The sequence below is a fragment of the Bacteroidota bacterium genome (assembly GCA_018266755.1).
Classification (GTDB): Bacteria; Bacteroidota; Ignavibacteria; order Palsa-1295; family Palsa-1295; genus JAFDZW01.
This window is the reverse complement of the sequence record JAFDZW010000006.1, coordinates 74,896-87,618: the sequence shown is the minus strand read 5'-3', so window position 1 is coordinate 87,618 and position 12,723 is coordinate 74,896. Positions and strand designations below refer to the sequence as shown.

The following is a 12,723-nucleotide window of genomic DNA, read 5'->3' as shown; positions in this document are numbered from 1 at the left end:
AGAATCGCTGTATTTTCAAGCGTTTAGGACCCCTGAATGTCAACTATCACTGAGAAGATTCAACCTCGCGGACTCGAAGACGAGATGCGCGAGAGTTACATCGATTATTCGATGTCGGTCATCGTCAGCCGTGCGCTGCCGGATGTACGAGATGGCCTGAAGCCCGTACATCGTCGCGTGCTCTATGGCATGAACGAACTCGGTATGGGCCCGAACCGGCCATACAAGAAAAGCGCGCGTGTTGTGGGTGAGGTACTCGGTAAGTACCATCCGCACGGCGATTCGGCGGTGTACGATACGATCGTCCGCATGGCACAGGATTTCTCGATGCGCGTGCCGCTGGTTGACGGTCAGGGTAACTTCGGCTCGATGGACGGCGACTCCGCAGCCGCCATGCGTTATACCGAAGTCCGGATGACGGCGCTGGCGACCGAAATGTTGAAGGACCTCGACAAAAACACGGTCAACTTCGGTCCGAACTTCGACGATACGCTGCAGCAACCGCTCGTGTTGCCGGCCGCATTCCCGAATTTACTCGTCAACGGCGCAACCGGCATCGCCGTCGGTATGGCGACGAACATCCCGCCTCATAATCTTGGGGAAGTGATTCAGGGATGCCTGGCATATATTGAGAACCCGAAGATTACCAGCGAAGAACTCGCAAAGATCATCATTGCCCCCGATTTCCCGACGGGCGGGCTGATCTACGGCTACGACGGCGTGCGCGATGCCTATGCCACGGGTCGTGGTCGCGTGATCGTCCGTGCGCGTGCGACGATCGAAACGCAGAAGAACGACCGCGAGTCGATCATTGTCACCGAGATTCCGTACATGGTCAATAAGGCGACACTGCAAGAGAAGATCGCCGAGCTGATCCGCGACAAAAAGATCGAAGGCATTTCCGATATCCGCGATGAGTCGGACAAAGAGGGCGTCCGAATCGTGTTCGACCTCAAGCGCGATGCCGTTGCAAAAGTGGTACTGAACAACCTGTACAAGCACACGCAGATGCAGACGACGTTCGGCGTCATCATGCTTGCGCTTGTCAACGGCGTGCCGAAGGTGCTGAACCTTCGCGAGATCATCCATCACTACGTGACGCATCGCAACGAGGTCGTGCGTCGTCGTACGCAGTTCGACCTCGATGCTGCCGAGAAGCGTGCGCATATCCTCGAAGGCTACATCATCGCGCTCGATAATATCGACGAGGTGATCCAGGTCATTAAGAAGTCGAAGGATACCGAGACGGCGTCGACGAATTTGCAGAAGCGATTCAAGCTTTCGGAGATCCAGGCGAAGTCTATCCTCGAGATGCGACTGCAACGTCTGACGGGTCTCGAACGCTCGAAGATCGAAGCGGAATACCGCGAGGTCATTCAGTTGATCGAAAAGCTCAAAGCAATTTTGGCATCCCAGACGCTTCAGCTCAAGATCATTGCCGACGAGCTGAAAGAAGTGATGGAGCGCTTCGCCGACAAGCGCCGCACCGAGGTGATCTACGACACCAAAGACTTCACGATCGAAGACATGATCGCCGAAGAAGATGTCGTGGTCACGATCTCGCACACCGGCTTTATCAAGCGATTCCCGGTATCGGGCTATCGTCGACAGGGCAGAGGTGGCAAAGGCGTGACCGGTGCGGGAACGAAAGAGGACGATTTTATCGAACATATGTTCATCGCCTCGACGCACCACTACATCATGTTCTTCACGAATAAGGGCAGATGTTATTGGCTGAAAGTGCATGAGATCCCCGAGGCAGGCCGCGCATCGAAGGGGCGTTCGATTGCAAATCTGCTCGAGAAGCCGGCGGATGAACACATCACGGCGTTCATTACCGTGAAGGAATTCGACGACAAGCATTACGTCAGTATGGTCACCGAACACGGTACGATCAAAAAGACGGTGCTCTCGGCCTATGGCAACGTCCGCCGCACGGGTATTCAGGCGATCACGCTCGACGAGAAAGATACGCTCGTCGACGTTCGCATGACCGACGGTACGCAGGAAATTATTATCGGCACGCGAGAAGGTATGGCCTGTCGCTTCAACGAGCGCGACGTCCGCGACATGGGCCGTACAGCCGGTGGTGTTCGCGGTATTACGCTTGAAGAGGGTGACCGCGTCATCGGTATGATCTCGCCGAAGCGCACCGGCACGACAGTGCTTGTCGTGAGCGAACAGGGCTATGGCAAGCGCAGCGACGTCAGCGATTATCGCCTGACCAAGCGCGGCGGCAAAGGCGTCATCACGCTGAAAGCAACCGAGAAGACGGGCAAGCTCGTCTCGATGCGCGAAGTCGTCGATAATGACGATCTGATCGTCGTGACGAAAGAAGGCCTCGTAATTCGTGCGCACGTCAGCGAACTTCGAGTGATGGGGCGCAATACGCAAGGCGTGCGCGTCGTTCGACTCAACGATGGCGACCGCGTTGCAGCCGTTGCAAACGTCCCGGCTGACGAGGACGAAGAACTCGAAAAGCTGGAGGCCACAACTCCGCCGAAAACCCCGAAGGGTCCGCCGCCGCCGAAGCAGACGGGCATCTTCGAGGCGTAAGAGCAGTACCAAGCTCATGAATGAACGGGACGCATCCAAACGGATGCGTCCCGTTTTTTTTTTCACATTCGCATGAGGGGAAGCCCACACTCAAGTCCCGTCGCTGATGAATGGGGCAGTTACTTAGTATCGTTTTCTTAGAATGCTAGTCATTTCGTCATTCTGAGCAACGCGAAGAATCCCTGCGGCGGAGCCTCACTGCGTTTCATCAAGGGATTCTTCGCTTCGCTCAGAATGACGTTGGTGTAAAAGTCCGTAGGGATTCACTATGTACAGAGAGCTCCCAAACCGAACCTTCCTGCCGACTGTTTACAGCCCCAGTATGGAATTCGATCTGCCGGTACTGGAAACGTCGCAAGCGCGCAGCCCTCGGCCCGAGTGGCTGAAGGTGCGCATGCCTTCGGGTGAAAATTATTCTCGCCTATCGCACATCATGCGCGACAACGGTCTGCACACGGTATGCGAGGAAGCGCGATGTCCGAACGTGGCCGAATGTTGGAATAGCGGCACGGCGACGTTTATGATTCTCGGCGATACGTGCACACGTTCGTGCGGCTTCTGTGCTGTCAAAACGGGCCGCCCGATGACACTCGATACCGACGAACCGAACCGAGTGGCCGAAGCGACACGTCTGATGAATCTGCGGCATATCGTCATTACAAGTGTCAACCGCGACGAGCTTCCCGATGGCGGAGCCGGTGTGTTTGCCGAGACGATCCGCAAAGTCCGCGAGGTCAACCCGCAGACACGCATCGAGGTATTGATCCCCGACTTCAAGGCTCGTCCCGAGTCGCTGCGTGTACTCTTCGACGCGAAGCCCGACATCTTGAACCATAATACCGAGACTGTGCCGTCGATGTATCGTCAGGTACGTCCGCAGGCCAAATATCACTGGACGCTTGGCGTGCTCTCGCAGGCGAAGCAGGAAGGCTTTGTGACGAAGACCGGCATCATGCTCGGTCTTGGCGAATCTCGCGAAGAGCTCCTCACGGTGATGGCCGACCTCTGCGAAATCAAGGTCGATATTCTCACGCTCGGTCAATATCTCCAACCGACGAAGAACCACTTACCGATCGCACGGTATGTGTCGCCCGACGAGTTCAACGAGCTGCACGATATCGGCATGGAAATGGGCTTCCGCAACGTCGAGGCGGGTCCGCTGGTACGAAGTTCGTACCATGCCGCCGACCATATTTAGGACGTCCGAAGTCAGAAGACCATGCTCGCGCTGTATGGATTGTTGATGCGATTCGTTACGGCGCTGCTGCCGCTCGTTGCGCTGTTCGATCAGAAACTCAAACGATCGGTTGACGGTAGAAGAGGGCTTCTTGAAACCTTGCGTTCTCACTACCGGGCGGTCGATGCAGGTCGCAAACGGATTGTCATCCACGTCTCATCCTTCGGCGAACTCGAACAGGCAAAGCCGATTATCAAACGTCTGAAGAACGAGCATCCGGAGTTTCATATTCATCTCACATTCTTCTCGGCAAGCGGATATGACAATGCAAAAGGGAAGTATGCCGAGCCCGATCTTATCTCATATCTGCCCTTCGATACGCGCCGCGCCATGCGGTCATTCGTCGAGATCGTACGGCCCGATCTGTTCATCTTTGTACGCTACGATGTCTGGCATACGCTGGTCGATGAACTACGCAAGCAGCGGATCAGGACACTGCTGATCTGCGCGACGTTTGACGAACGGAAGGTACACACAACAGGCATTTCGTCGCTCTACCGAGTAACGTACTCGAAACTGGATGCGATACTTGCTATCCGCGCGAGCGATGCTGCTGCGATCAAAGCGCTGGGTGTGAACGAAGGGCGTGTTCGTGTTGCCGGCGATACACGCTTCGACCAGGTGATCGAGCGCAAGGATTTAGCTGCCCAGACAGAACAAGCGATTCCATCGAGGATCATCGAATCGTGGCGCTCCCGGGGCAAGACGATCGTCGTTGCAGGAAGCACGTGGGAGCCGGATGAAGAACTCATTCGGTCAGCATTCGCATCGGATGGGCTTGGGGAGAGGTTGGCGCTGATCGTGGTGCCGCATGAAATTGGCGCCGAGCATATCGCGTCGCTGCAACGAAGCTTCGTCAATCGAGCGGTATTGTTGTCGAATATCGAAGCATTCGCAACCCACGATGTTATCATTGTCGATAGCATCGGAAAATTATTTGCACTGTACCGATCTGCAGACATTGCATACGTCGGTGGTGGCTTCGGCGCCGGAGTACATAATACCCTCGAAGCGGCAGTGTGGGGTGTGCCGGTGCTGTGCGGACCGCGTATCGAACGCTCGCGCGAGATTGCAGAAATGATTCACGCCGGCGGTGCGATGGTTGTTCGCACAGCGACCGACCTCACGAGCGCATTGCGTGATTGGGTCAGTCATTCGGATCAACGGCAGGATGTCGGAGCTGCCGCAGCAGAGTATGTGTCGGCGAGCCGAGGCGCGATCACCCGAGTAATGGAGGCGATCTACGAGGCTTCGTAGATCACTTTATATTGTTTGATAGCTTCGAGGATTGCTTGCGCGAATTTCTTCTGCCCGTCTTCACTCTTTAAGAGCGCTTCTTCCTTCGGGTTCGAGATGTACGCAGTCTCGATCAGTGCATTCGGCATCGACGCGCCGACAAGCACGAAGAAGCCGGCCTGTTCGACGCCGTTACTTTTGAGGCCGACGCCGCTCTTCAACGACTTCTGAACCTGAGAGGCGAATTTTTCGGAGAAGCGAACGTCCTGCGCGCGTGACATCGAGGTTAGAATGAAGTCGATATCGGAGAGCGCATCGTAGCGCGACTTATCTTTCTCGAACGAGATCACTGCATTTTCTCTGGCGGCAACACGAATCGCAGCATCGGTTTTTCCGGGTCGGAGAATGTAGGTTGCCATCCCTCCGGCCTTGGTCGGTTTTTCCGGGGTCGAGTTGCAGTGAATGCTGACGAAGAGTTTGCCCTTATGCTCGTTGGCGATTTCACCACGACGATAGAGCTCGATGAACTTGTCTGTCGCACGGGTATAGACGACCTTCGTGTCCGGCAATTCCTTCTCGATCAGTTTCCCGAGTTGAAGAACGATCGCAAGCGTCGCTTGCTTTTCTTTGTAGCCGTTGGTGCCGATCGCGCCGGGGTCTTTGCCGCCATGCCCTGCGTCGAGGACGATCACATCGAGCTTCGGGTGCTTCTTCTTCGCAGGTTTCGCGGCCTGAAGGTCGTCATCCGACGTCGTGAGCCGAACGCTTCCCACGAACAATACCAGTGAGATCATACTGCCCGCAAGCAAGAGCCAGCGGTCGTACGGGGTGCCTCGTCTGAACGCGGGGAGCTGCAGAGGATTACCGATAGTTCGTGAACTGGATCGGGAACGGGAAGTCCTGCGACTTCAGCAACGCGATCGCAGCCTGGAGGTCGTCCTTGCTCTTCCCGGTGATGCGGACGGCATCGCCCTGAATCTGCGCCTGGACCTTCATCTTCGTATCTTTCACATACTTCGTGATCAGCTTCGCCTGGTCGCTCTCGAGCCCGCTCTTGAGCTTGATGACCTGGCGCAGCGACCCGCCGCTTGCGGCCTCGGCCTTGCCGTAGTCGAGCGATTTCAGCGAGACGTTACGTTTGATCATCTTGCCGTTGATGATCTCTGTGAGCGCCCGGAGCTTCATGTCGTCCGAGGTTTGGATCGTAATCGTCTTGTCCTTGAGGTTCAGATCGATCGTCGTGTTCGATCCCTTGAAGTCGTACCGCTGTTCGACTTCTTTCTTTGCCTGATTGATCGCATTATCGACTTCCTGTTCGTCGAACTCGGAAACGACATCGAATGAAAACTGACTTGCCATGATCGAAGATCGATTGGTGTAGTGATTCGTGCAAAAATACGCTGCCCGTTACTTCTTGGCGAGCAGTTGTGCTTTGAATGCGACGAGTGCAGCCGACGGAATGGCGTGGCCGCCCTCAAAATCGAATCGCGTCGTCGCGAGGCCCTTGTCGGCGATCAGCTTGATGCTGAGGTCGTTGACGGGTTTCGCGATGACCTCGTCCGAGCTCCCGATCGCGAGATACGTCGTACGATCCTTCATCTTCTCGGTGTATCCCTCGAAGTCGAGATCGGTCGGCGTATCGCCGCACCACAGCACCACCTCGTCGGGCTGCACCGAGCCAAGCGCCGTCCAGCGTGTGATCGTTGGACACCCCTGCGAAAAACCGAATGCCGTAATCCTCGCTGGAGGTGCTTCCATCCGTTCGATAATTCCTTCGGCAATCCGATCGAGATACTCGACATAATCGTAGATCTCGAATTCGCGGTCTTCTTTCGTCATCCACGACGCGCCGACCCCGCCGGCAAAACCCTTCGTGTAAAAACGCGAGAGTCCTTCCGGAGCGACGACGAGCGTGCGGTCGTCGACGATGGGTTCGAAACAGGTGATGAAATCTCGGGCTAAGCTCGCATACCCATGGGTCGCGATCCACAAATGCTTGCCTTTCCCTTCGAACGAGCCGAGTGTGTAGAGACGGGCGGTTCGAACGGACTTGATGTGATGCTCTTTTGGGGTCATGCGAGGCTAACAGCAATAGGGCGGCTCTGGTGTCCCAACAACATATTCGTGTCATGGTTATAGAGTAGGACGGACTCTTCGTTCGTCCTCTTTGGGGTGACAGGATGCCGAAGGAGTGCTCGCTACGCTCGCGGACGGACTAAGTGTCCGTCCTACTACCGCCAAAGAAGGCATCTGGCCGACGGGACAAAACGTGCTACAACACTGTTTTCCCGCCTTATGCAGATATCCGCTCACACGCTGGGATGCAAGCTCAATAGCGCCGAGACCTCGACGATCGTCGAGCAGTTTCGCGTGCGCGGCTGGCAAACGGCGGGTTCGACCCGCGAAGCGGACGTCTATCTGCTCAATACCTGTTCGGTGACATCGAACGCCGAACGCGAGTGCCGTCAGATTGTACGGCGTGTATTGCGAGAAAACCCGGATGCGTTCATTGCCGTAACAGGCTGCTATGCGCAGCTTCGCCCGGAAGAGATCGCGAGTATCGAGGGCGTCGATGTCGTGCTCGGCGCAAAGGAAAAATTCGATCTTTTCTCGTTCGTGCAATCGTTCGAGAAGCAACAGACGGCGAAGATCTTTTCGTCGCCGATCGATGAGGCAACCGACTTCCATCTTGCAGCGACCGCCGATACCTCGGAGCGCACCCGTGCATTCCTGAAGGTGCAGGACGGGTGTGACTATACGTGTTCGTACTGCACGATCCCAATGGCTCGCGGCGCTTCGCGTTCGACCCCGATCGAGAATATTCTCGCCGAAACTCGTCGCCTCTGCGCCGACGGGTTCCGCGAGATCGTGCTGTCCGGGGTGAATGTCGGAGACTATGGCAAGGCGCTGGGTCTGGAGTTTGTCGATCTCGTTCGCGCCATCGACGCCGACCCCGAGATCACAGCCCGTATCCGAATCTCGTCGATCGAACCGAATCTGCTCACCGACGAGATCATTGCCATCGTTGCGGCCAGCTCGAAGTTCTGCCCGCATTTTCATATTCCGCTGCAATCGGGATCCGACGCGGTGCTTCGGATGATGCAACGCCGTTATACCACGGCGATGTATCGCGAACGGATCGAACGGGTGAAGACGATGATGCCGCATTGCGGAATCGGGGTGGACGTGATTGTCGGTTTCCCGGGCGAGACGGACGAGCTGTTCGCCGAGACACACCGATTCCTCTCCGAGTTGAATATCAGTTATTTGCACGTATTCTCGTATAGCGAACGGCCCGATACGAAGGCTGTAGCGCTTTCGGGCCGCGTTGCAAACGATATCCGCAAGGAGCGAAATGCCGCGCTTCGGATCTTATCCGAAAAGAAACGTCGCGCATTTTACGAACACCAGATCGGGCAGCTCCGCACCGCACTCATTGAAGACGAAACAGCCTGCGGCAGAGACGGAAGTCTTGTTGCAGAAGGATTCACCGAGAATTACGTCCGTGTCGCGATCGCGCGCAGCGAGATCGGGCCGGATGCGATCGCCGCGAAGGTGCGGCTCGATGCGGTGGGCGATGAACAGGTCACCGCATCGATCGTCGAAGTACTGGAACGACGTTCCGAACCCACACTCTTACCCATTCTGCGATAGCATTGTCGGCAGACTTCTTTCACTTTCTGCACTCACCGAAGACCGAACGCCGGACGCTCGCAGTCATTGCTGTCGTCGTGCTGTTGGTGCAGATCCTGACGATGCGCAGCACGGTTGTCTATGGCGAACCCTATGCTATCGCAGAGTACATGCACAAGGGCATGGGCTTTGTGTATATCTTTCCGTGGGACCTCACGCCTTCGCCCACGTGCTTCATCCCGCCACTCTACGCCTATTTCTTGTACGCACTGCTACAAGCGGGCATCGGGACATTCGGGATGCGTATCGCGGGGTTGCTCTTTTTCCAGATATCCGGTTTCTTCCTCTACTACTTCTTTAAGCGCTACACGAAGCCGTCGCTCGCGCTCTATGGCTACTTGCTCTATGTCGCGTATGTCCCGTTGTGGCTCCTATCCGAGAAGATCGACCCGGACGGGTTGAATATCTTATTGGTGACGGCAACCGTGTTCATCCTGGACCAATTGCGCGAAGCGCCGAGTTGGAAGCGGTGGATTACCCTCGGACTGTTACTCGGCATTCAGATCCTCACGCGGCCGGATATCCTCGTCGGCATCGTGATCTTCGGCGTATGGTTGTACTATAATCTCAGCGACCGTCGCGCCTTTGTCAAAGGCTATGCGGCCGCGATCGCGATTGCGCTCGTGATGGTCGCACCCTGGACGATCAGAAACTATCGACAGTTCGGACGCTTCGTCCTCGTCAGCTCGAACTCGGGTTATAATCTGTTTCTCGGCAACAATCCTGCCGCAACCGGAGAATTTCAACAGGCCGATGAAACGCCCGAAAGCAAGGCGATCGACTCTGCACGTGCCGCATATTTCAACTTGCACCCCTCCGGCGTTGAACGCGATTCGTATCTGTTTCATGTTGCTGTCGATTGGGCATTGGCCCATCCGTGGGAGGTGGTGAAGCTCTCGGTAAAGAAGTTCTATTTCCACTGGTGGCTGCGCGAATCGGCTGGGGTGTATATTCAGGCTCCGGAATGGATGATCGCCGCGTATAATATCGGCAGTTTGCTGCTCGTCTTGCTTGGGATGATCGGGCTGTGGTCGATCCCGCGCGAGGCACGGAGCCTGCTTGTCGCATTGTTCGTGTATTCGACGGCGATCGCGATGATCTTTTTCGTACAATCGCGTCATCGCGCATTGAAGGTCGATCCGTACCTGATCATGCTGTCGGTCATTGGAATCCATCGAATTGTGTCGCCGAAGCGGCATGAGCTACATCATTCGCGCAAAGGAGAACTCCATGCTTAAGATCACATCGTGGAATGTTAACGGCATTCGTGCCGCAGAACGCAAAGGCCTGCTCGAGTACATGAAAGCAGAGAGCCCGGATATCCTCTGTCTGCAGGAGACAAAGGCACAGGTGGACCAGCTCCCGAAATCGCTGATCGATGTCGATGGATACTCTTCACATTTTGTCAGCGGGGAGAAGAAGGGGTATTCCGGCGTCGCGATTTATACGAAAAAGGAGCCGAAGGATGTGGTCGTCGGCTGCGGACATCCGAAGTTCGATGTCGAAGGCCGCGTCGTCCGCGCCGACTATGACGAGTTCACGCTCTATAATATCTACTATCCGAATGGCGGCCGTGGGCCGGAGCGTGTGCAGTACAAGCTCGAGTTTTACGAGATGATCCTCGAACAATGGCAGGCGCTTCGCGAAGAAGGGAAGAGGCTGATCCTGACCGGGGATTTCAATACGGCTCATAAAGAAAACGATCTTGCGAGACCGGACGAAAACTCGAATGTCACCGGCTTCCTCCCGATTGAGCGTGCATGGCTCGACAAGATCGAAGCGCTTGGGTATGTCGATACTTTCAGAGCATTCAACCGCGATCCCGAGTGGTACACATACTGGGACCAGATCACACGTGCCCGCGAACGCAACGTCGGCTGGCGCATCGATTATTTCTGGGTTACACCGGATGTGATGCCGTTCGTCGTCGATTCACCGATCAAAATGGATGTCATGGGCAGCGATCATTGCCCAATCGAGCTGCATTTGGAGCTGTGACGACCTGGAACCTCCGAGCCTTCAGCGCGTTAGATACTGCAAGAAAGGAACCTCATGCATGAATAAGATTACACAGTGGACGGTGAATCTTCTGACCGTTCTGATCCTCGTCTTTCTTCCGTCGTATTCCAACAGCGATTCCGCACTCTTCTCCAATGTAGCTGACGATGTCACGCTCCAGTGGCACGAGGGCTATCGGTATGTCGGCCAGCATATCCTGTTTCAGCAATCATTCGACCGACTTGATGTCGAAACGCTGCTGCTTGAACTCATCGTCGTCGGCTGTGTGATGTACTGGCTGAACGGAGCCATGGGATCTGCAACCAAGCGGCGACAGATCGTAGCGACTGCCGTGCCGGTGCTGCTCACTGCGCTCATGGTGTTCTTTGCACCCATGCAGCGATTCGCAGCGTTCGATCTCACCCACGGAGGGATGGTGTCGGTAGGGTATGGAATCCTCAGCCCAAATGCGATTGTGGATATGCGGATCCTGTGCGTCGAATTCTGCGGGCTCTTCCTGATTGCAGGCTTCGCAATCAGACGATATGACCGGCTGTTCACGATGCCGCAAACCGACGTGCCGAGTAGCGCGCCGGTCGTTAATGCGCCGGACGATTCCCGAGCGTCACATTCAACGCTACGGTATCTCGGCCTCGCTTGACGGTAAAGAGAACGGTTTCGCCCGCGTTGTGCTTCGAGAGGGCCTTCGTGTAGTCGTAAATATTTTTGATCTGCATATCGCCGAACTGGATGACGATGTCTTCGGCCTTCAATCCGGCCGCAGCAGCAGGTGAGCCGGGCGTGATGTCGCTGATCTTCAACCCCTCGCCGTCATACCCGTAATCGGGGACGCCGCCGACGTATGCGTGAAACGTTGTCGTCTTCTTCGATGTGTCAATCGGCACGATAGTGTAGGGGAGACGCGTGGCAAGATTGGCGGTCTTTACCACGATCTTTTTTATGATCGAGAGTACCTGCTCCTCGCCGTTGTAATTGATCTTATCCCGGGTATCGCTTGCCTTGTGGTAATCTTTGTGCAGCCCTGTAAAGAAGAACAGGACCGGAATATTCTTGCGGTAGAACGACGCATGATCGCTCGGACCTTCGCCGTCGGGCTTCAGGTGAAACGCGATGGGGAGCTTCTTCGTCAGCGACGGATCTACGATCTTCTTCCATTCGGGTGACGTCCCCATTCCCTCGACGATCAAGACGCTATCCTTGAGACGGCCAATCATATCCATGTTGATCATCGCCTGTGTTTGATCGAGCGAGTAGAGCGGATGCTTGACGTAGTTCGCACTCCCAAAGAGTCCTTCTTCTTCTCCGCTAAAGCCGATAAAGATGACCGAGCGCTTGAGCTCTTTGCGATGTTTGGAAAAATACTCGGCGAGCTCGAGCATGCCTGCTGTGCCGCTGGCATTGTCGTCGGCGCCGTAGTGAAAACTTTTGACGGTATCGAGCGCATTATGTCCGCCCATACCGAGGTGGTCGTAATGTGCGCCGATAATCACAACCTCGCGGGAGAGATTCTTGTCCGATCCTTTGAGAAATCCGACGACATTGGCAGCCTTCGTCGGCGTCGTTTTTGTCGAGTCGAATTGGTGTTCGGAAAATTCGTACTCCTGCAAGTACGTCTGGGTCGGATCGAGGACTTCGAGACCAAAGCGTTTGAATTCTCCCGCGATGTAGCGCGCCGCTTTATCGCAGCCGGGTTCGCCGGTTCTGCGCCCGGCAAGCGAGTCGCTGGCAAGAATATTGAGCCGTGCGCGAAGGTCGGCTGCTGTGATCGCCGGCGTTGTTTTTTGAGCAAAGGTCGTGCCTGCACATGCAAGCAGAAGACAGAGAGTGGCGAGTCGGTTCTTCATTGATCGGTACGTGTAGGCTTATACAATACCCCTGTTAGATGGATTGTTCCACAATTTGGGGGTGGTCTGCTTACGAGTTCAACCCGACGTCATTCTGAGCGAAGCGAAGAATCCCTGGAGGGAGCCTCACGGGGTTTC

The 12,723-nt window shown here is 55.6% G+C and carries 11 protein-coding genes; 7 read left to right on the top strand and 4 right to left on the bottom strand.

What is annotated here, in order from left to right:
• Positions 1-36 precede the first annotated feature (36 nt).
• The 3 genes from gyrA (at position 37) to JSS75_12695 (ending at position 5,050) form a co-directional block, all read left to right on the top strand.
• The gene (gyrA, locus tag JSS75_12705) at positions 37-2,556 is read left to right on the top strand and encodes a DNA gyrase subunit A (GenBank protein ID MBS1904560.1); all 2,520 of its coding nucleotides are present in this window, start codon (positions 37-39) and stop codon (positions 2,554-2,556) included.
• 322 nt (positions 2,557-2,878) lie between these two features.
• Positions 2,879-3,754, top strand: coding sequence for a lipoyl synthase (lipA, locus tag JSS75_12700; protein MBS1904559.1), 876 nt, complete (start codon positions 2,879-2,881; stop codon positions 3,752-3,754).
• A 21-nt stretch (positions 3,755-3,775) separates the two neighbouring features.
• A complete protein-coding gene (locus tag JSS75_12695; protein MBS1904558.1) occupies positions 3,776-5,050 on the top strand; it encodes a hypothetical protein in 1,275 nt (424 codons plus the stop codon).
• Here JSS75_12695 and JSS75_12690 read toward each other — a convergent pair.
• From JSS75_12690 to JSS75_12680, 3 genes are all read right to left on the bottom strand, one after another.
• Positions 5,035-5,823 carry an N-acetylmuramoyl-L-alanine amidase gene (locus tag JSS75_12690; protein MBS1904557.1) on the bottom strand — a complete coding sequence of 263 codons (789 nt, stop codon included), beginning with the start codon at positions 5,821-5,823 and terminating at the stop codon, positions 5,035-5,037. The genes JSS75_12695 and JSS75_12690 overlap by 16 nt on opposite strands.
• A gap of 67 nt (positions 5,824-5,890) precedes the next feature.
• Entirely contained in the window at positions 5,891-6,388 is a 498-nt protein-coding gene (locus JSS75_12685; protein ID MBS1904556.1) for a YajQ family cyclic di-GMP-binding protein, read from the bottom strand.
• Positions 6,389-6,436: 48 nt separating this feature from the next.
• The gene (locus JSS75_12680) at positions 6,437-7,105 is read right to left on the bottom strand and encodes a phospholipase (protein MBS1904555.1); all 669 of its coding nucleotides are present in this window, start codon (positions 7,103-7,105) and stop codon (positions 6,437-6,439) included.
• A gap of 219 nt (positions 7,106-7,324) precedes the next feature.
• Between JSS75_12680 and mtaB the strand changes: the two genes are divergently transcribed.
• From mtaB to JSS75_12660, 4 genes are read left to right on the top strand one after another with little or no spacing between them, the layout of a single operon-like run.
• A complete protein-coding gene (gene mtaB / locus JSS75_12675) occupies positions 7,325-8,683 on the top strand; it encodes a tRNA (N(6)-L-threonylcarbamoyladenosine(37)-C(2))-methylthiotransferase MtaB (protein MBS1904554.1) in 1,359 nt (452 codons plus the stop codon).
• Between the two features lie 2 nt (positions 8,684-8,685).
• Positions 8,686-9,960 (top strand): glycosyltransferase family 39 protein, encoded by a 1,275-nt coding sequence (locus tag JSS75_12670; protein ID MBS1904553.1) that lies wholly within the window; start codon positions 8,686-8,688, stop codon positions 9,958-9,960.
• Positions 9,953-10,720, top strand: coding sequence for an exodeoxyribonuclease III (gene xth, locus JSS75_12665; GenBank protein ID MBS1904552.1), 768 nt, complete (start codon positions 9,953-9,955; stop codon positions 10,718-10,720). Before JSS75_12670 ends, xth begins: the two co-directional genes overlap by 8 nt.
• A gap of 58 nt (positions 10,721-10,778) precedes the next feature.
• Positions 10,779-11,381: a hypothetical protein gene (locus JSS75_12660; protein ID MBS1904551.1), complete on the top strand. Its 603-nt coding sequence runs from the start codon at positions 10,779-10,781 to the stop codon at positions 11,379-11,381.
• On the opposite strand, the gene JSS75_12655 is transcribed toward JSS75_12660, so the two are convergent.
• On the bottom strand, positions 11,320-12,585 hold the full coding sequence (locus JSS75_12655) for a M28 family peptidase (protein ID MBS1904550.1): 1,266 nt from the start codon (positions 12,583-12,585) through the stop codon (positions 11,320-11,322). The genes JSS75_12660 and JSS75_12655 overlap by 62 nt on opposite strands.
• Positions 12,586-12,723 lie beyond the last annotated feature (138 nt).

Excerpts from the sequence above, each read along its gene's own strand:
- gyrA (MBS1904560.1), top strand. The coding sequence starts at position 37 with ATGTCAACTATCACTGAGAAGATTCAACCTCGCGGACTCGAAGACGAG.
- JSS75_12695 (MBS1904558.1), top strand. The coding sequence starts at position 3,776 with ATGCTCGCGCTGTATGGATTGTTGATGCGATTCGTTACGGCGCTGCTG.
- JSS75_12655 (MBS1904550.1), bottom strand. The coding sequence starts at position 12,585 with ATGAAGAACCGACTCGCCACTCTCTGTCTTCTGCTTGCATGTGCAGGC.
- lipA (MBS1904559.1), top strand. The coding sequence starts at position 2,879 with ATGGAATTCGATCTGCCGGTACTGGAAACGTCGCAAGCGCGCAGCCCT.
- xth (MBS1904552.1), top strand. The coding sequence starts at position 9,953 with ATGCTTAAGATCACATCGTGGAATGTTAACGGCATTCGTGCCGCAGAA.
- JSS75_12680 (MBS1904555.1), bottom strand. The coding sequence starts at position 7,105 with ATGACCCCAAAAGAGCATCACATCAAGTCCGTTCGAACCGCCCGTCTC.
- JSS75_12660 (MBS1904551.1), top strand. The coding sequence starts at position 10,779 with ATGAATAAGATTACACAGTGGACGGTGAATCTTCTGACCGTTCTGATC.
- mtaB (MBS1904554.1), top strand. The coding sequence starts at position 7,325 with ATGCAGATATCCGCTCACACGCTGGGATGCAAGCTCAATAGCGCCGAG.
- JSS75_12685 (MBS1904556.1), bottom strand. The coding sequence starts at position 6,388 with ATGGCAAGTCAGTTTTCATTCGATGTCGTTTCCGAGTTCGACGAACAG.
- JSS75_12690 (MBS1904557.1), bottom strand. The coding sequence starts at position 5,823 with ATGATCTCACTGGTATTGTTCGTGGGAAGCGTTCGGCTCACGACGTCG.